The sequence below is a fragment of the Geobacter sp. OR-1 genome, assembly GCF_000813145.1.
GTDB lineage: Bacteria > Desulfobacterota > Desulfuromonadia > Geobacterales > DSM-12255 > Geoanaerobacter.
Map to the genome: position 1 here is coordinate 110,190 of NZ_BAZF01000013.1, position 20,926 is coordinate 131,115.

The 20,926-nt window shown below is 55.4% G+C and carries 10 protein-coding genes; 8 read left to right on the plus strand and 2 right to left on the minus strand.

The annotated features are described in order from the left end of the window. Window positions 1–53 precede the first annotated feature (53 nt). From OR1_RS13925 to OR1_RS13935, 3 genes are read left to right on the plus strand one after another with little or no spacing between them, the layout of a single operon-like run. Entirely contained in the window at window positions 54–1,688 is a 1,635-nt protein-coding gene (locus OR1_RS13925; RefSeq protein ID WP_041972506.1) for a hypothetical protein, read from the plus strand. 47 nt (window positions 1,689–1,735) lie between these two features. Continuing rightward, on the plus strand, window positions 1,736–2,875 hold the full coding sequence (locus OR1_RS13930) for a radical SAM protein (protein WP_041972507.1): 1,140 nt from the start codon (window positions 1,736–1,738) through the stop codon (window positions 2,873–2,875). Then, a complete protein-coding gene (locus OR1_RS13935; protein ID WP_041972508.1) occupies window positions 2,872–4,698 on the plus strand; it encodes a tetratricopeptide repeat protein in 1,827 nt (608 codons plus the stop codon). The genes OR1_RS13930 and OR1_RS13935 overlap by 4 nt, the downstream gene beginning before the upstream one ends. A 24-nt stretch (window positions 4,699–4,722) precedes the next feature. On the opposite strand, the gene OR1_RS13940 is transcribed toward OR1_RS13935, so the two are convergent. Continuing rightward, complete coding sequence (locus tag OR1_RS13940; RefSeq protein ID WP_052440463.1) at window positions 4,723–6,339, minus strand: tetratricopeptide repeat protein; 1,617 nt, start codon at window positions 6,337–6,339, stop codon at window positions 4,723–4,725. 133 nt (window positions 6,340–6,472) lie between these two features. Between OR1_RS13940 and OR1_RS13945 the strand changes: the two genes are divergently transcribed. Further along, window positions 6,473–6,859 (plus strand): hypothetical protein, encoded by a 387-nt coding sequence (locus OR1_RS13945; protein WP_041972509.1) that lies wholly within the window; start codon window positions 6,473–6,475, stop codon window positions 6,857–6,859. Between the two features lie 20 nt (window positions 6,860–6,879). Continuing rightward, window positions 6,880–8,730: a tetratricopeptide repeat protein gene (locus OR1_RS13950; RefSeq protein ID WP_041972510.1), complete on the plus strand. Its 1,851-nt coding sequence runs from the start codon at window positions 6,880–6,882 to the stop codon at window positions 8,728–8,730. Between the two features lie 5 nt (window positions 8,731–8,735). Here the strand turns inward: OR1_RS13950 and OR1_RS13955 are convergent, their stop codons facing one another. Further along, window positions 8,736–9,992 carry a hypothetical protein gene (locus OR1_RS13955; RefSeq protein WP_152609904.1) on the minus strand — a complete coding sequence of 419 codons (1,257 nt, stop codon included), beginning with the start codon at window positions 9,990–9,992 and terminating at the stop codon, window positions 8,736–8,738. Window positions 9,993–10,547: 555 nt separating this feature from the next. Here OR1_RS13955 and OR1_RS13960 point away from each other — a divergent pair. The 3 genes from OR1_RS13960 to OR1_RS13975 form a co-directional block, all read left to right on the plus strand. Then, a complete protein-coding gene (locus OR1_RS13960; protein ID WP_160295258.1) occupies window positions 10,548–18,659 on the plus strand; it encodes a CxxxxCH/CxxCH domain-containing protein in 8,112 nt (2,703 codons plus the stop codon). Window positions 18,660–18,724: 65 nt separating this feature from the next. After that, window positions 18,725–19,039: a hypothetical protein gene (locus tag OR1_RS13970; RefSeq protein WP_152609905.1), complete on the plus strand. Its 315-nt coding sequence runs from the start codon at window positions 18,725–18,727 to the stop codon at window positions 19,037–19,039. After that, window positions 19,026–20,926, plus strand: a 1,901-nt coding sequence (locus OR1_RS13975) for a CxxxxCH/CxxCH domain-containing protein (RefSeq protein WP_041972513.1), incomplete at its 3' end; no start/stop codon positions are given. The genes OR1_RS13970 and OR1_RS13975, both read left to right, overlap by 14 nt.

Sequence of the window (20,926 nt, forward strand, 5' to 3'; positions counted from 1 at the left end):
CGTCAACTCGTGTCAAGTGATATACTAACACGATTTAACTGTAAGGGGTTGCCATGCGTCAACGACGCCCTGTAATCATAGCCCTGGCCGCGGGGCTGATCTGCCTGCTGGTCTACTTGCGGGCGCTTTCCTGCGGTTTCCTGAATTTCGACGATCACGATTTTGTCGTCAACAATCTCCCGTTGAGGAGCTTTGACTGGAATCTTATCAAATGGGCGTTCACCACGGTCATTCCGATCAGCGGCTCGTGGATACCTCTTTCGTGGCTCTCCTTTGCCCTGGATTACCAGATTTGGGGGCTCGATCCGTTCGGGTTTCACCTGACCAATATCCTTTTGCACGCCGTCAATACCGTTCTGGTGGTGCTGATCACCGACCGGATCTGTCGGGACCGATTGCCGGAGTTCGGCATCCCGTCGGATTCGGCTTATCTTTATCCGCTGCTGTTGCTGCTTTCCGGCCTTTTTTTCGCCATCCACCCGTTGCGGGTTGAAAGTGTAGTCTGGGTGACGGAGCGGCGCGGGGTCCTGAACGGGGTGTTTTATCTGCTTGCACTGCTTTTCTATCTGCGGTATGTCGACCGGGTACCGGGTTCCGGAACCGCCTGGTATCGATCCGGCAATTACTATCTTTCCCTGCTGTTCATGCTGGTCTCCTTTATGGCGAAACCGAGCAGCGTCGTTATTCCCGCTCTCCTGCTGGTGCTTGACTGGTATCCGCTGAATCGCCTCCGGAAGGAGACTCTTGCCCCGGTACTGGCGGAAAAACTCCCCTTTTTCTTCTTTGCCGGGGTGATGGCCGTTGCCAGTGTCTATCTCGGGGCACAGGGTGGTGCCTTGCAGGCGGGGGCTGCCGGACTTTCCTTCTGGCAGAAGACGGTCCTCTCCGGGAACGCGATCTTCGAATACTGCCGGTTGACGCTCTACCCGGTCGGCATTATTCCGGTCAGGATCATTCTCAACCCGATACCGGCAACGTATGCCCTTAAAGCTGCTTGTGTGGCAGCGGCTACCATAGCGGCAGGTTTTGCTTGGCAGCGCCGCTGGGTACCGGCGCTCTGGCTGTTGTTTCTGATCCCGATCCTGCCGGTGCTGACCTTTTTCCAGATGAACAGCGTCGAATATGCGGCGCGCTATACCTATCTCCCCTCCGTGGCAACGGCCATTGCCGGTGCCGTGATCCTGACCCGGGCAGGGTGCCGGTTGGCGGCTTTGCGGAGCAAGCTCCTGTTTAGCGCATTGACATTGGGGTTGATACTCTTTTACGCCGGCATGACCCAGCGGTTGACCGCAGTCTGGCAAAACTCCGGAACCATGTGGACGCGGGTGATCCAGTTTCAGCCGTTCGATCGGGCGTTTTTTCTCCGCGGCTTGTATTATGTCGATGCCGGCAACTTTCTTGCCGCGGTGCAGGATTATACAACCTGCCTCAAGATCGCCGGTCAGGAACGGCTGCCGCAGGAATATGTCATGAATATCCATGCCTTTCGCGGTGAGGCCTTCTTCAAGTGGGGACGGTACGAGGAGTCGGTCCAGGATCTGACGGCAGCGATCGCTATAAAGCCCCATCCCCTCTACTTTTATCATCGCGGGACGACCTTAAGGGCAATGGGTCTGGAGCGGGAGGCCGAGGCGGATTTTATCAGGGCCGGTCGTGCGCAGGGGCAGATGGCCTGGATCAATATTTAGGCGCAGCAACGGTTCGGTCAGCCGTAAAGTAATTTAACAGGGATTTTATGATTAGAAAAGTGTACAGCAACCTGGCCCAGAAGATCCTCAAACAGAAAAAGCTCTCTCTGTTGGCAAGGTTTGGTGGTCAGTACCTGCTGATCAATGCCTCCAGGATGGTCGGCAAGCCGCTCTGCGGGCCGGTATTCGGCATCCTGATCCTGACGTACCGGTGCAACCTGCAATGCAGCTATTGCGACATGCCCGAGACTGCGCGGCTTTGCTCGGGCAAGTCGATGCCGGAACTCGACACCGCCGGCTTCAAGAGGGTTATTGATGACTTTGCCACCCTCGGCGTGAAGGCGATCGCGTTCACCGGCGGTGAACCGCTGCTGCGCCAGGACATCCCGGAGTTGATTGCGTATGCACACCAACGCGGGATCATGGGGCATCTGAGCACCAACGGCATGCTGATCAATGCCGGCAATGCTGCCGCGCTGCTTCAAACCGGTCTGGAGTCGATCAGCATCTCCCTGGACGGTTCCACGGCGGATGTCCATCAGCTGACCCGCCGGGCAAAAGGGGCTTATGACCGGGCGCTGGCCGCCTTGCGCACGCTGGTTTCCGTCAGGAACAGCCTCAAGGCGCCCGTGCGGATCAAGATTCTTACGGTAGTGAACAAGCATAACATCGACGATATCCGCAATATCCTTGAGCTGGCTGCCAGGGAGGGGATTGACGGTGTCGAACTGATGCCTTGCCAGCCGCTGCTGTCGGGCGGCCATGGCGAAGAGTTTACCTATGACGATGATTTCGTCGGCAAGGTCGATCGGACCGTTGCCGAGCTGGTTGCAAACCGCAGACTGAGAAGCATGATCGACAACTCTTCTCTCCACCTGGATTCGTTTAAAAACTCGTTTTCCGGCCAGCCATCAACTTTTCCCTGTTATGCGGGGTTTGCCTCCATAGTAGTCGACTGCTACGGCGATCTCTATCCCTGTCACCCCTGGGCCAACTGGCGTAATATGTCGCTTAACATTGCGGACAAGGGGCTCGTGAAAATCTGGAATTCGCCTGAGTATCAGAAGTATCGCGACCAGACGGTGCAGTGCGGCAAATGTTATCTCAACTGCCAGACCGAACTCTCGATAATGCTGGGCCTGGTCCGGTCCTCGGTCCGAAACCGTTTGACTAACGCGGGGTCATGAAGAGCAAGGCAATAACAGCCGTTGTCCTGTGTGCCTCGGTACTGCTCTGCTACTGGCAGGTTGGCGGCCACCAGTTCATTGCTTTTGACGACCTGGAGTACATTCTCGAAAACCAGCAGATCCGCGAAGGTGTCACCTTAAGCGGCGCAAAGTGGGCGTTCACGGCCTTCTATGCGGCCAATTGGCACCCGCTTACCTGGTTATCGCACATGCTCGACATCCAGATGTTCGGGTTGCACCCGGCCGGGCACCACCTGGTGAATGTTGCGATTCACGCCGTCAATGCCGTGCTGCTGTTTCTCCTGCTCGCCCGGATGACCGGGTATCTCTGGCGGAGTGCGGTCGTTGCCGCCCTGTTTGCCCTGCACCCCTTGCACGTCGAATCCGTGGCCTGGGTCTCGGAGCGCAAGGATCTTCTGTGCGCTTTCTTCGGTTTTCTGACGCTATACCTTTATGCGAGGTATGTCGAGAAGCGAACTGCCAAACGCTACGTCTCTGTGGTTGCAGCTTACGTATTCGGGTTGCTGGCAAAACCAATGATTGTCACGCTCCCGTTTCTTATGTTGCTGCTGGACTATTGGCCTTTGCATAGGTTTCGCTTGAATGCTGAACCGTCAGAGGCAAACAGGGAATCGATACTCCGATTACTTTTTGAAAAGACCCCGTTTTTTGTTTGCGCGGCGGTCTCTTCGATCATTACCGTTAATGCCCAGCAGTCGGCAATCCGCTCCTTTGCCGACAGCTCCATGACCGCAAGGTTTGCCAACTCGTTGTTATCGATTCTTTCCTACTTGAGAAAAACGTTCTTACCGACCGATCTGGCCATATTCTACCCTCTGCCGGGATCATTCCCGTTCTGGAAGGTAACGGTCTCGGCCTTGTTTCTGACTGCTGTCACTGTCGTTGTTGTCCGGGAGCGCAATCGCCATCCATGGCTGATTGTGGGGTGGTGCTGGTTTCTTGGGACACTTGTGCCGGTTATCGGGATAGTGCAGGTCGGCATGCAGTCGATGGCAGACAGGTATATGTACATCCCGTTAACAGGGATTTTCATAATGGTTGTATGGGGTTTTTCGGAGCTCTCAGCAAAGGTTACGCACAGAAACCATGTTGCCGTTGCTGTAACCGTTATCGCCCTGATGGCCTGTTCGCTGCTGACCTGCCGACAGACTGCTTTCTGGAAGGATAATCTGACCCTTTTCTCCCATGCGCTTTCGGTGACGGAAAATAACTATCTTGCGATGACGCAGGTCGGGATTGAACTTGAGAAGAGGGGTAATATTGCCGAGGCGATGAAGATGTTTGAAGAAGCGGTAAGGGTGGCACCCGGGAATGCATACGCCGTGGTCGGTGATGCCCTGACCCACCAGGGACTCTGCCTGAAGAAGCAGGGACGCATTGATGAGGCGATCGAAAGATACAACCGCTCCATTCAGCTTGTTCCCACCAATCTGGCAGCATACGTTAATCTCGGGATAGCCCTTGCGGTGCAGAAAAGGTTTGAAGAGGCTGCAGCGGTTCTTGTAAAAGCGATTGCGGTTGATCCGGCCTCACCACTTGCCCATTATAATCTCGGGGTTGTGGTTGACCAACTGGGCCGGCCGGACGATGCGATCAAGGAATACCTGGCAGCGTTGTCTCTGAACCCGTATGATGAAAGGGTGCACAACAATGTCGGGATAAAGCTTGCGGAGCAGGGGCGGCTGGATGAGGCGATAAGGTATTTCCGGGAGGCGCTGCGCTTGAAGCCAGATTTCGCCGGGGCACGGGAAAACCTTGAATTTGCCTTGAAGCAAAGCGGGGCGAGTGGCGCGGGAAAGTGACTTCATGGCTCGGATGAGCCCCGCTCAATCCGTGCTGCCGACCCGGTTTTTCATCTGCATTGTCTTCTCCAGGTTTATCCGGGCGTTATCGTACTCCGGTTTCAGGCGCAAGGCGGCATTGAAATATGCCACTGCCTCATCAAGCTGCCCGAGGTCTGCTACCGCTATCCCCATGTTGTTGAGGCAGTCAACGTTCGTCGGGTTCAGCAGCAGTTCGGCTTTGTAGTAATCGATCGCCTCTTCGACTCGTCCCAGTTTGTGCATGGCTGAGCCGGTAAGATAGTTCAGTTTTGGCAGGTTCGGCGTGAGCCGTTCCGCTTTCCCAAGGATTTCGATTGCTTCCGGAAACCGGTTGTCTTTGTAATATGCCTTTCCCAGGACCAACAGGGCATATGAATTGACAGGATTCAGGCGCAGGGCGTGTTCAAACAGGGTGTAGGAGTTTTTCCAGTATGCTGCCTGCCGCATGGTGGTTACGGAGAGAAGCAGCAACGTTGCTGCGGTGATTCCTGCCATGAAGCGGATTCTGAGCTGACCGGTTGCATGGTCGCCGCTAAACCAGACGATCATGATGAAAATCCCGGTCAGCGGCAGGTAAGTATAGCGGTCGGCCATTGCCTGCAGACCGACACGAACGATCCCGATCACCGGGAGCATTGAGAGCAGATACCACAGCCATCCGCTAAGCAGGTACGGGTAGCGACGTCGCGCCATGACGCAAATGACCGATATAACGAGAATGATGGCCGCGGCAGCCGAGCTCTTCAGGAGCGGTATGGAATCTGGAAACGGGTAGAACACCGAAAGGTTCAGCGGCAGCAGCATCTTTCCGAGATAGGTTGTGCTGCTGACCAGGGCATTGGCAACTCTCCCCGGCATTGGGCTGTTACCGAGTGAACTGATCGCCTCGCCTTCGTGCTGGGCCAATATGGTCGTGACGCTGGATGCTATTGCCAGCAGCAGCAAGGGAACTTTTTCTATCAGGAGTTGCCCGAGTGCCGCTTTTTGCTGATCAGAACCTGGCATTATCCGCCTCAAAGGCCAGTAATCGAGGATCAACATTAGCACCGGAAGGGTCACCAGCATCGGTTTTGCCATAAGGCTCAGCGAATAACTGAGCAACATGAGGCAATAGGTTTTCTTGGCGCCCGTTTTCGTATATGTCGCATAGAGATGCAGGGTTACGAGCCCTGTCAGGGTGCTCAGCAGGTCTTTTCTTTCAGCGATCCAGGCAACGGATTCCACATGAAGCGGATGCAGGGCGAACAGTGCCGCCACAATGAAGCTTCTCCAGAATGTACCGGTGATCCTGCTGAGCAGCAGCAGGAGTAGGATGGTATTGGCGCAGTGCAGCGCCACATTGACGAGGTGGTGCCCACCAGGGTTCATTCCCAGTATCTGGATGTCCAGCATATGTGACAACCAGGTCAAAGGGTGCCAATTGGCGGCATAAAAGGTCGTGAACGCCCACTTTATCCCGTCCCAGGTCAATCCCGCTTGAATATGGGTGTTTTCCGTGAGATAGGCATCGTCGTCGAAAAGCAGGAAAGCGTGGCTGCCTGTCTGCCAATAAACGACACAGATCGCGCCCAGTAAGAGCGCTGCTGCGGTTGTTTTGAGGCAAAAATCCTTGTTCGGCACGCCATTACTCCGGTTATGCGGGGAATATCCGAGGTCGACAAGGGAAATACGTCTGTGCAGCTCCCCTGATATTGCGGTATTATTCCAGATTATGCGGCCGGATTCAAAAACCAAATTACATGGAGACCCGATTATGCGTTTTCTGCTGATGCTGGGACTGTTCACACTCCTTTTCCCGACAGCCTCCTTTGGCGGGGAGGGGATGGCAATAAAAGGGGCAAAGGATGCCGATATTATCAGTGACTGCCGGGTGACGGCAAAGATGACGGTTAAGCTGATGCAGTCAAAACCGGCATCTCAGCCCGAAAAACTGATGGCAATTGCGCTCAAGTCATTGAAGGATGGCGGTTACAAAGGCTCATTCGGCGAAGCCGATTTCCTGGCCAATATGTATGTCGGTCTGGCGCTTCAGTCCGATAAGGAGACGGACGATTTCATGGTCAATGCATCTGCGAAGGATATCGAGGCAATGATTGAAGAGCATGAGGTAATGTGCATCAAGGATGCTCTGAAGGACTAGCGGCGCCATGCCCGGGCAGTATGATCAGACTTTCATTTGAAAATATCCGGTTGCATCTTGCGCCGGTTCTCGTTCTGGTTGCCGTCACCTTTCTTGTATATGGCCGGATAATCGGTCACGATTTCATCTTCAACTGGGACGATAACCTGTATGTTGTCGAAAACCCCGCAATCCGGGGGATTTCCCTGTCTCACCTGAAAGAAATCTTCACAAGCTACTACGTCGGCAATTATGCCCCGGTCCAGATGCTTTCCTACATGTTCGACTATGAGTTGTGGGGTACGAGGGCAGGCGGGTTCCTTTTTACCAATATTGTCATCCATCTGCTTAATGGCATCCTGTTCTACCGGATCATTCTCGCCCTCGACCAGAACCGGGTTGCTGCACTGGTTGGTTCCGCACTGTTTCTTCTGCATCCGGTGCAGGTTGAAAGCGTAGCATGGGTTTCTCAAAGGAAAAACCTGCTGGCGATGTTGTTTTTCCTGCTTTCCTGGGAGTTTTACCGGCAGTTTGCCGAATCTGCCCCGAGGAACAAATGGGCGCTCTATCTCCTGTCAGTTGTTGCCTTTGTCCTGGCGCTCTTGGCGAAGTCAGTCGCGGTAATGCTCCCGGTTGTCCTTATTTGCCAGGATATCTGCTTCGGAAAACGGCTCCGGGGCAGCAATGTTGTCAACAAGATCCCATACCTGATCGCTGCTACCGCTGTAGCGGCGCTGGCCATCTACACCCAGCAGACCGAACTCGGAGGCGGTAGGGCGGAATTCCACGGTGGTACCCCGCTGGCTACATTTTTCACCATGCTGACTGTATTTGTCCGGTACCTGGCATTGATCGTCTGGCCTGCAGGGCTCAGCGCGGTTTATGCGCCAACGATCCACACTGCGCTCACCTTGCCGGTGTTTCTTTCTGCCTTGCTGCTCCTGGTTTTGTTGGTCGCGGGTTGCCTGCTGTGGCGAAGCGACAAAAGACTCGCTTTCTGGCCTGTGGTGGCGGTTGCCGGGATAATCCCCGTTTCCCAGATCGTGCCCCTGGTAACGCTTATGAATGACAGGTACCTCTATTTCCCGATGATCGGCGTGGCGGCGTTGGTCGGCAACCTGGCTGCCCGGCTCCTGGCCCGAAGAGACGATGTCGCCTGGCGCTGGGGTGGGGTAGCGGTGTTGGCTTTGCTCGCTACGGTTTCGTTTGTCCGGGCCGGCTGCTGGCGCAATGCCGCAACTCTCTGGAGCGATGCCGTGATCAAGAGCCCGACGGCTACCTATGCCTGGTCGAGCCTCGGCGAGGTCTATTTCCGGGAATTGCGGGTGACCGAGGCGGTCCGGGCATACGAACACAGCCTGGAACTGGATCCGAACAACCGGATGACCCCTAACGCCCTCGGCCCGATCTATACCAGAATGGGGCAGTTGGACAAAGGTTACGAAATGTTGAACCGGTTCCTGAAGATCCGCCCCAATGATGTCAAAACGCTGGCTTATCTCGGCATCAACCAGTCGGAGCGGGGAAATTACGACGAGGCGGAGCGGCTGTACCTCAAGGCCCTCTCTCTTCAGCCGGATTCGGCCAAAGTGCTCCTGCTGTTGGGAGAGTTGTCCGTAAAGCGGCAGAGGTATGAGGAAGCGCGCAAGTATCTGATGCAGATCGAAGCACAGGGTAAAAAAGATCCCGATGCTGCATACCGCCTGGCATGCCTGGAATCCATGGCCGGTCGGCAGCAGGAATCCCTGCTATGGCTGGAAACGGCTATCCAGCGTGGGTATCGGGATTTTGCCGGGCTTTATGAGAACAAGGAACTGTCCGCACTCTGGCAAAATCCTCGCTACCAGATGATGCTGCAACAGTATTTCCCGGCAGAACTGCGGGGAGAGTGAAGTATCTACTGGTTGGTCATGATGTAATGCATATCGGCCCAGTCGATACGGATATCAGGTTTTACCGGCTGCGCACCGGTAGCCCCTTTGCTGGCCATACCTATGGCCATTACATTGGTTTCTGTTTGTTGCGGAGCGAGCAGTCTTGGCCCCCACTGCAGGAACATCACCCTGTTGTCTCTACTGGACAGGGGAACGCGTGCTGACTCATCGTTAACCTTCCCCTCTTTGTTCGAAAAATAAACCAGGTCCGGTTTGATATCCCCAACCCATTCAATAAAATTAGCCATCCCTGAGTAAGGCCCCTTTTCCCCCAGGACTATGGGGTTCCCCCGGTCAAACATGCCGGCGAAAGAGTATTTATAGGGATCTATTAATGCCTCGTAATAATATTGACGGTCTTGCACCCAGCCGACATTGCCGCCTGAAGAGCCGTAATCGCCCACCCAAGGTTCGTCGCCGTAAACAAAGAAATACGCTGCCGGTTTTTCACTAAGGTTTTTGAACCGATTTGCAAGCACAAAGTACTGATCTCCCGCGCGATATATCAGGAATCGGTCGATTTGAAACGGGACACCGTCCAGCAAAACCCGGTGGCTGCTCTGTAACATCACTTTCTTGGATGTATCATAGTGAATTTTTGAGCCCAGAAACTCCCATGAAGAGGGGAAAACCATTTTCTCCGGCGAACTGCCGCCCGCTATGGCCTCGTTTGCATTACACCATATGTGAAACCAGCGTGCTCCGTTATAAAAGGCAACACCGGTCTCATTCAGTTGCACCGTGCTCTCCTCGTATCGTGAGTACGGGAGCCCTCCTCCGATAAAAATGCCGCGCGGCGCTTTACCTTCACTGTCCTGGAATCTGCTCAGGCAGATTACAAATCTGGTGCCGTCGGGTGAGCGGTTGTAGATAAACCCATGTCCGGCATTTCGATTCCATGAGAGCTTAATATGGGGTTCGTTCCTGTTATGAGCCGGTTCGTTATCAAACAGCGAATGTAGCCAGGGGAGATCCTTTTTAACGATGACTCGATCGTACTCTCCAAGGAGAACGTCGTCTTTAATCTCCAGGAGTTTGCCATTAGCGCCTTGAAGAAGATAAATTCCTTCAAAATCACCTTCAATGTCAAATCTGATTGTTAGTACAAAGATTCCAACAAACAGGAAAAGGATGATTGACACCAGTATCGCAGGTCTACGCATGTTGGATTGAGAAAATATCATGTGAAAAAATTGAAAAACTCCTGTAATTTCAGCCACTACATACATTAATGAGATTATGGGAAACTGTAAAGAAGATTTTCTGACCGTAATCTCGTTTTATTTTTCATTGATTAATAAATGGCAATTCGTAATGAATAAATAATTAAATATGAATAATAAGTGTATGAGATATTTATACGCCTTATAACGACGGGTTTTATGACGCTTTGGTGAAATTCCGCTTAAATAATTATAATTAGAGTATTTTTGCGGATATTTAGCTGCCAATATGCTGGTTAACCATTATTAATATACCGTTACCGGCCAATGAGAGAAGGTAAGGCGGTAAATCCGGTTACATCATGTATTAGCGGTCGTTTTTCAATGGTCTAATTAACTCGTGTTTTGAGCGGAATTCTCTGCTCGATCAGAGGGTGTATTTAACAACTGGCACTTTTACTGCTCTCTTTATCTATTCGGGGGAGTCTTTCCGCGAAAAGGCTATGTTGACTTTCTGTTTAATGAGTTATGTGTAATGTTTGCCGTTTTAATTGCAGGAAACAGCTGATGAATGTGCTGCATCGCCGACTTGAGAAGAGGGAGAACAAGGATATGCGAGATCGTTTACTGAAAACCTTTGCCGGGATGCTGGCCATATCCCGAAAAGATTTCCAGGTCGTCTTACTGGGCGCTGCACTGGCAACGTCTCTTGCCCTTATCTCGCCAATGGTCAATTCTGCAGATGCGGCAAGCCAGCTCATTCACAACAGTACTTACGGCGGTACCGGAAAATACGGAGTCTGGGGGCAGGAGTACACCTGTGCAACCTGCCATACAAAAGGCGGCACACCAAATATTAAGAAAATAAACCAGAGAATCGTCACTCCGACCGGCCTGCGAACTGTAAACATGAATCGCTACACATCCACCTCGAATGATACTCAAGGCATTCTGGGGAACGATAGAAGGACTTTCAACCTCGAAAACTCGGTCAACGTCTGTGAAGTATGCCACCACCGCACGGAGTATCATCAGTACAGTTCCAGCAAGGTTGCCGCAAAAGTTGGGGGGCTGGATCACAGCCAGCACAAGAGCAACAAGTCTGACTGCACCAAGTGTCACGAACACCGTGCAGCATTCAAGCGACCGGAAGCGGATGAGTGCGATGTCTGCCACGGCAATCCGCCGACCACTATTTCCGGAAACGGCACCAAGTTGTATACCAACGCCCTAGGCGATCCCCCTCCCAATGCCGGCGCTCATGACAAACACCGGAATCAGATGCAGTTCGAATGTCACACCTGTCACAACAACTTCGGTCATGGGCTTCTGGGGAACGACAAGATCGAAATCGGATTCAGGATTACCAGCTCGACCTGGAGACCTTTCCTGGGGGTTGTGAATAAAGGGACTTTCACAGGCACCATCGGCGGCGGATTCAATAACGAATATGCAGTTGCGCCGGGTAACCCCAACACTACACTCCTCCGGCAAGCTGGCAAAGCAAGCTGCAATATCTATTGTCATGGCGACAACTGGAACGTACCTTCCGGTCGCACCGGAACCGGAGTTTCCTGGACGCAGGGGCCTCTTGGCACATGTAATAATGCAGTGTGCCACGGAACAAACAGGCTGTATCCCCCAACTCCGGTACTTTTGAGTAACGTCTCCACCGGCGCCCATAAAACCCATGTCGGTAAACTCGGCAACGACGATGTCAAATGCGCGACCTGCCACGAAAATCTGCCTGATCCGCACATGGTCAACGGCAGAGTCAATGTCAACATGACCCTTGCTAACGCCAACCTGCCTCAGGTTGCTGTTCAGGCCAGGTATAACGGTTATGTCCTGTATTCCACTCACACCCTCGCCGCATCCGGTTCGTATTTTACCTGTTCCAATCTCTATTGCCACAGTAGCGTACAGGGGAGCAACGGTACCGGGGCGCCAACCAGCTTCCAGGCTTCAGTACAATGGGGCGGCGGATACCTGTCATGCGATGCCTGCCACGGAGGGCAGCGAGACAATTCTACGCCGATTTCCTCGGGCGCGCACGCTAAGCACATCACCAATGCTTATTACCGGTACAGCTGTGACTCGTGCCATACCGGCGCTGGCAGGAGCGATCAGCTCAAGCATGCCGACAAGAATATCGATGTCGCAATGTCTGCAAGTTATGGGGGGGCATACTCCCAGGTGGCTAATATTCCCGGGGACGGATTCGGAACTTGCTCAAACGTAAACTGTCACTACAGCAAAAACGTGGGGTGGGGGGATGGCCAACTGAACTGTAATTCGTGCCATGGCAGTGATGCTTCAACACTTTCGTCCGGCGCCCACAGCGGTCATATCTCGACAGCGGCCAACAGCAGTCTGGGAACTCCGTTCGCCTGTTCCGAGTGTCATGCCCAGGTCGTCAGCAGCAATACGTCGGTCAAGGACTATCAACGGCACGCCAACAGCTTCTCCGATTACTCCGGTCGCAGGGCGGGGCGCTCATATGACAGTGCTAGCGGTGCTTGCGCCAACCTTTACTGCCATACTGATGGCAAGGGGCGCCAGAACGTCTTATTCGATGCCGGAAACGGGTGGAAGTCCGGTACAGTTTATACCGATTGTAAAGGGTGCCATGGTAATGACGTGGCTCCGGCATTTACCAGCCTTGCCGGTGAGCCGAACTATTCCAATGCCAACGAAACCCAGCCGCGCGCCAACAGCCACGAACGGCACATGGGTGGTGTCGGAACCAGTACCTGTATCTATTGTCATGCCGGCACTGTGAACGCTACGGGAGTGATTCTGGCCAACAGCACCACTCACACCAACCGGAGGATAGATGTCATCGCCGGTGGCACCAAGAGTTTCGGCTATAACCAGTCCACCAGGACCTGCTCCAATATCACCTGCCATGGCAACGGGTCGCGGCCGGTCAGGTGGGGCGAGGCATTCCCGGTGGACTGCACCGGTTGCCACGGCAACAATGCCCAAAGCTTCAGGCCACTCAGCTCCGGCAAACACACTGCCCACGTCAACCACAACACCTCAATCTGGGGACGTAACGTCCGATGCAATACCTGCCATGCCCTCACCGCCGGGACTGACGACAGAAGCATCCTCGATACCTCTGTCCATGGCAACGGGTTCAAGAACTTTACCGGTGTGATGGCTGGTGGACGAGGGTCTTATACTCTGACCACCGGCGTTTGTTCCGCCAATTACTGCCACTCGGACGGCAAAGGGGTGCAGAATGTGCCGTTCGTACAGGCAAACGCATGGAAATCCACCGCAACTCTCGATTGCACCGGTTGCCACGGCAACAGCGCAGCATCGGATTTCACCAGCGTCGCCGGCGAACCGAACTATCCGACCGACATCCCCGGGTCGCTCAGGGCCAACGACCACAAGAACCATGTGGATTTCGGGGCATCGACCTGCATCAGCTGCCATGCCGACACGGTCAACTCCACCGGTGTGATACTTGCCAACGCCAGCACCCACGTCAACAGGAGGATTGATGTCAAGGCGGGGAATGGTAAGAGCTTTACCTATGACGCCGCTTTCAAGAGCTGCACTGAAATCAGCTGCCATGGCGGAAAAGGTTCGCTGACGCAGGTCTGGGGTACTCCGGTTTCTTCGGACTGTACCGGTTGCCATGGTAACAATGCCGGCAGTTCCAACCCGATCAACAGCAACAAGCATACCGCGCATATCAATAATCCTGATATCGGCGGCAACTTCAAATGTGCCGAGTGTCATGCCCCGACCATCAATGCCGATGACAGGACCTTTGCCAACCGGCAGCTTCATGGCAACGGCATGCTCAACTACTCCGGTGTCAGGGCAGGCAGGAACTATGATGCCGCCCAGGGGAACTGCGCCAACAGCTATTGCCATACCGATGGCAAGGGTGTCCAGAATGCATCGTTCAGTCTGAGCAATGGCTGGAAATCGGCGGTTACCTACGCAAACTGCGTCGGCTGCCACGGCAATGCCGCCTCACCGGCATTCAGCAGCGTCGCCGGCGAACCTAACTATTCCAATGAAACCGAGACCATGCTCCGAGCCAACAGTCATGAGAGGCACATGGGAGGGCTGGGGAACACGACCTGCGTCTACTGCCACAATTCGACCGTTGACGCGGCCGGGGCACTCCTCGCGGGTACCAATCACATCAACCGCACCCGCGACGTACTGGCAGGCGGAGGGAAGAGCTTCGGGTACGATCCGGCAACGCGGACCTGCTCAAACATTACCTGCCATGGCGGCGTCGGAAGCGCTCCGGTCAGCTGGGGTAAGCTCTTCCCGGTAGATTGTACCGGTTGTCACGGCAACAACGCGCTCGCCCAGAAGCAGATCAGCACCGGCAAGCACAAGGCGCATACAAACAACAAATCTTTCCTTGGCCGGAACTTCAGTTGTGATACCTGTCATGCCCTTACCGCCGGTGCCGATGATCGGAGCATCCTCAATACCTCGGTTCATGGCAACGGCTTCAAGAACGTCACCGGCGTCATGTCCGGCGGCAGGAATACCTACATTATCGCAGATGGAGTTTGTTCAGCGACCTACTGTCACACCGACGGTAAAGGGAAGCGGAACGCGCCGTTTACCTCCCTGAACGGCTGGAAATCAACGGCAAAGCTGGGATGCAACGGCTGTCACGGCAACGACTCGGTACCGGACTTCACCAGTGTCAATGGTGAGCCAAACTACGCCACCACCTTTGCCGGCGATCTGTATGCCAACGATCACAAAAACCATGTGGATTTCGGAGCTGCCACCTGCATTGACTGCCATGCCGACACTGTTGATACGGCAGGCAATCTCAAACAGGACGTCAACAGCCACTTGAACAGGAGCATCGACGTCGTCTCCGGTAACGGCAAGACCTTCGAGTACGATAACCTGTCCAAGACCTGCTCCAACATTTACTGCCACGGCGGCAAAGGTTCCTTCAGCAAGGTTTGGGGTACCCCGGTATCCGCGAACTGCACTGGTTGCCATGGGAACAACGTGGCGAGCCTGCTGCCGATCAGCTCCGGTCGCCACAAGGCGCATATCAACAATGCCGCAACATTGGGAACGAACTTCCTCTGTGCCGATTGCCATGCCCTGACGATCAATCCCGACGACCGGACCTTCGCCAACCGGCAGCTCCACGGCAACGGCATGGTCAACTACTCGGGTGTCCGTGCGGGCAGGAGCTATGATGCCGCCCAGGGTAACTGCGCCAATACCTACTGCCATACCAACGGCAAGGGTGACCGGAACATCAGCTTTGATCTGGCAACCGGCTGGAAATCCGCAACCGTGTATGCAAACTGCATCGGCTGTCATGGTAACAACTCGCCGGCGGATTTCACCAGCACGGCCGGTGAACCGAACTATGTCAGTGTCGGCGTTGGAGCGGAAAGATCCAACAGCCATAAGAAACATGTTGCCACTGCCGGTGCCGCGACCTGCTACTACTGCCATGCCGACGTGGTCGGCGTTACCGGAACAACGGTAAACACCAGGCATATCAACCGGATGATCACATATTCTACTTCCAATACGGCCGGTAAGACCTTTACTCGTGGCGCAGACAAGACCTGCTCCAACATCTCCTGTCACGGCGTAGGATCGATCCCGGCAACCTGGGGCGCAACGCTGGATTGTAAAGGATGTCACGGTAGTAACCTCGCCAGCGGCTCGCCAATCAACACCGGCAAACACTCTGCGCATATCGACAACGCCTCGTTCATCGGCGCCAACTACACCTGCGCAGAATGCCATGCCAAGACAGTCGGCACCGATACAATAATCATCACACCTGCCAATCACTTCAATGGCTTGGCCGACTACTCTGGCGCCAGGGCCGGCAGGAACTACGATGCTGGCCAGGGGAACTGCGCCAATACCTATTGTCACACCGACGGCAAGGGCACGCAGAAGGTCTTCGACGCATCGAATGGCTGGAAATCGACAGCAACAACGAACGATTGTACCGGTTGCCACGGCTCGGCATCTTCACCGGCGTTTAGTGCCAGTGTTGCCGGTGAACCAAACTATGCAACCGCCGGCGGCAACCAGCTCTACTCAAACAGCCACCGGAGCCACACTGCGGGCGGCACCGCAACCTGCGTCAATTGTCACAGCACGACAGTCGTTGGTACTGGTGCAGCCATCATTGCCGGTGCCGCCAACCATATCAACAGATCGATTGACGTATTCAAAGGTGGGACCGCTGATTTCGGTTGGGATGGTTCGACCAAGACCTGCTCCAACATCAGCTGCCACAGCGGGTCAAACGCAACCTGGGGCGATCCGAACAGTGCCGGCTGTACGACCTGCCACGGCAGCACAGCAGGGACCTTCAGGCCGATCAGCTCCGGCAAACACACCGCACATATGAACAATGCGGTTGCTCTTGGCACCAACTATCTCTGTTTCGACTGTCATGCCCAATCGGTTGACAGCAATAACTCGATAATCGATACGAATATCCACAATAACACACTCAAGAACTATTCCGGTGCCAGAGCCCGCGGTCAGGCGACCTACAACGCTTCAACCGGTGTCTGCTCGGCAGCTTACTGCCACACCGACGGTAAGGGGCGCCAGAATGTGACGTTCACCCTGGATAACGGCTGGAAGTCCTCAGCAACCTACACCGGCTGCAAGAATTGCCATGGTAACGACGCCACTCTGGACCACTATTCCAGCTACAACGGCGAACCGAACTACCTGAATGCCGGACAGAACCTGCCGCGCAGCAACAGCCACCTGAAGCATGTCACGGCTGGTTCCTCAACCTGCGTACTTTGCCATGCCGATACAGTAACCGCAGCCAGCGTCATAATCCCTGGCAGCACCAAGCACACCGACGGTGCCATCGATGTCAAGGCCGGCGGCTCGGCGAGTTTCACCGGCTGGACCGACAGCGCCAAGACCTGTTCAAACATCAGCTGCCACTTCAACTCTTCAGCGGTCTGGGGCCAGACTGACTTCAACTGCAACAGCTGTCACGGCGGGGATGCCGCCACCCTTACCAGCAAGAAGCACAGCGCCCATATCAGCACTACACTCAACCCATCGCTAGGCACTGCTATCGGTTGTGCTGAGTGTCATGCCAGGACTGTCAACAGTGACAACGCGACGATCAAAAATTCTGCGGTTCATATCAACGGTACAATGGGCGACTACTCCGGTGCCCGTGCCGGAACATACACTGCTGCCACCGGCGCTTGCGACAACGGCTACTGCCACACCGACGGCAAAGGGAAGCAGAATGTGCCGTTCAATGCCGGCAATGGCTGGAACTCCGCGGCTACCTTCTCTGATTGCAAAGGGTGTCACGGCAATGAAACCGCAGCGGCCTTTACCAGTGCCGCAGGTGAGCCGAACTACGCCAATACCGGTGCCACCGGTTCCGTCACATCCAACAGCCACAACAGCCATGTGACTGAACTGGGCGGCGCCGCATCCTGCGATTACTGTCACTTTAACACCGTGACCACCGATGGTCTTGCCGCCAAGCCCGGCGGTAGCCATTTGAACGGCAATATCAACGTCGACTTCAACAGGACCAAGGAGGCAACAGCCGGCTGGAACGGGACATCCCGGAGCTGCAGCACCATCGCCTGTCACTCCGGAGGGGGCGCTACCTGGGGCGATGCATCATCGGTCGGCTGTAAGGTATGCCACGGCAACCTCCTCAGCAAACCGGGAGTTCATGCAACTCATGTGGGTGACCTTCTTGATTCCATTACCTTCTATGGTTATACAGCGATTAAATCAAGCAACGGCGTATATCGTATCGGCTGCGCCAACTGCCATCCGACAATAGAGGCGGGCAATCACAAGAACGGATCCGTACAGGTCACCATCAACAAGGATAAGACTGGAAGAAGCTCTCTGGCTGGTCTCAACAGCGCTACAGCTGACGGCATCAACACCCCTGGCAGCGGCATCAGCGGCACCACGAAAGTCAGCGTCACCTGTTCCATGGTTTACTGCCACAGCAGCGGCCGTTCAACCAACCAGGCGCAGAACGATTTCAGGACCACGCCCGACTGGTACAGCACTGCCGGTTCGGTCGCTAACCGCTGCGGCATGTGCCACGACAACCCGCCGCAGTATGACGGCCAGTCGCACTATGTGGCCACGAGCAGCATGGGTATCAACGGCACCGGTCCGTACAAGGATTCGGGCCATATGGTCGGTATCCACTTCAAGAATACTTACAAGGGACCGGGAGGATACGGCTTCCTCGGATACTCGTCAGCAGGAGACAAGGCGCACGGTAATGCGGGCGTTGCCACCACCATGTCGTGCGACGTCTGCCATAGCGGCATCGTCGATCCCGCCAAACCGGACACCTACGCGATGTTCGGGACCGGCAAAAAGTTCGAGTGCGCCAGCTGCCATACCGCCGGCACCCCGACCAAACTGCAGGCAGGGAACATTGTCGGCACCGGGCTGCACATCAACGGGAAGAAGGATGTTCTCTTCACGACCGCCACGTACAAGACCAAGGCCCAGCTGGCCAACGTAGCCAATGCCGGTGGAGTGTGGATGCGCAACGGCGGGTACAAGGAGGCCGGATCGCATGACAGCGCCGACCTGAGCGGTTCCACCTGGGATTCGGCGACCAAGACCTGCCTCACGGCCTGTCACGTAAACCAGCCGGCGATCAGGTGGGGTTACCCGATCAAGTGTTCCAGCTGTCACGCGAATCAGTAGGGATTAATGTTGCAACTTGATATGACGATATGAAAATGACGACTTCAACCAAGGGTGTAATGATCATGAAAAAGGCACACGGTATTCCAGGCAGGATGTTCGGAGCGGTCACATTGGCGGTGGCTTTGCTGGCATTGCTATTTGTTGCCAACGGAGCTTTCGCAGCCGACCTGATGCACAACAGCCGGGATACCGGGTCCAGCCGCTGGAACGGCCGGTGGGGTATCGCCGGTGGCCGTTACGGCGAATTCACCTGTGCCACCTGCCATGAGCCGGATGCTGAAAACATCAAGAACATCCGCCGGACCATATCGGTCATGAACCCGATCTCGACCCACACCCTGCCAGGCGGCAGCAAGTCGGTGAATGTCATATTTTAGCAATACCAGCATGGGTAACGACCGGGCCGCACATGCGGCATCGAACCGGATCTGCGAAGTCTGCCACAGCCAGCTCACCTATCACAACGCCGACTCCAACAACAACATCGGCGTACCCAAGCTGGGACACCCGGCGCAGGGCGGCCAGGCCGGTGTCTGCACCAGTTGTCATGCCCATAACACCGGATTCAAGGCCTCCTGCGGTAACGGCACAAATGCCTGCCACGGCAACCCGCCGACCTCCATCGTGCTCGGCGGTTATTCCGGCATGATCGGCACCCCGAGGGCCAGTAACCTGCTTGAACCCAACCAAGTAGGTGCGCACCGGTCACATTCCCAGCACGGAGTGTCAGTGTGCGACAACTGTCATTATATCTCTGACGGCAGCATCAAGATGCCGAACCTGTCAAACACACTGCAGATCGGCTTTTACGGCTTTGGCGGCAAGGTCACAAGCGGCACCTACGTGCCATACTCATCCACCAACCGTGGTTATGCGGTCCGTGCCAGCACCCCCAACACAACGCTTGCTTCCGTAGCGACAACCTATCCGGCGTCCAACCGGTGTGCCAACCTGTATTGCCACGGCGGCGGCGTCACTGTTGGCGGCACCCAGACCGTTCTGCCTCTGGATGGCGGCACCAACAAGACACCGTCATGGACCGCCATCGGTCAGGCAGCCTGCGGCAGTTGCCATAGTTCAACCAAAGAGACCCCGCCCACCACCGGCAGCCACTTAAAGCATGCCGGTCTTCAGAGCCTCGGCTATTACGAAGTCGGCTGTGACCAGTGTCATCCTGCCACAGACTCCTCCCACGTCCAGGGGACCATCCGGTGGCAGTTGCAGACCAGTGATCCCAAGTTCGGCGCATCGGCCACCTACCGCGGTTCGGCCACCACCAACTGGACCAACCTGGCCCGGAGCGCCCCGTACGGCCAGTGCGCCAATGTCTATTGCCACAGCAACGGCAAAGGGGCGCCTGCGAACGTTGCCACACCGACCTGGGGCGACAGCAGCGGGTTCGCAAACTGCCTCGGTTGCCATGGCGGCACCCTGGCGAACGGCAACCCGATCGCGACCGGCAAGCACTCTGCGCACGTCAATACCGTTGCCAATGCCTCGCTCGGCAATGCCATCGGCTGCGTGGCCTGCCATGGCAGGACAGTGGCCAATGACAACACCACCATCGTTTCCGTTGCCACCCATATCAACAACTTTGCCGATTATTCCGGCCAACGGGCCGGCAAGAACTATGCTCCTGCCACCGGCGTCTGCACCAACGTCTACTGCCACAGCGACGGCAAAGGGCGGCAGAACGTACCGTTCACAGCTCTGAATGGCTGGAATTCCTCCGCAGTGTATGCTGATTGCGCCCAGTGCCACGGCAACGACACCCGGCTCGGCCATTACTCCAGCATCTCCGGCGAGCCGAACTACAAGAGTGGCGCCCAGGGGAGCTACTCCGCCAACAGCCACCGGAAGCACATTGCCGGTTCCGGCGTTTCCGCCTGCGTGAACTGCCATTATGAAACCGTCACCTCCGGCGGCACCATCATCACCGGCGGGGCATCACGCCATATTGACGGTTCCCCTGATGTCATCAAGAGCCCGGCAGTTACGTTCACCTGGGCCAAGACGACCAAGACCTGTTCCGGCACATCTTGCCACTTCAACAAGACCCTGCAGTGGGGCGGCACCCTGAACTGCAATGGCTGCCATGGCGCCGATGCCGCCACGCTCACCACCAAGAAGCACTCGGCCCACATCTCCACCAGCGCCAATCCGTCGCTCGGCACGGCACTGGGCTGCGTCGAGTGCCACGCCAAGTCAGTAGCCAGCAACACCGGCATTAAGAACACGCAGATTCACATCAACGGTGTCATGGG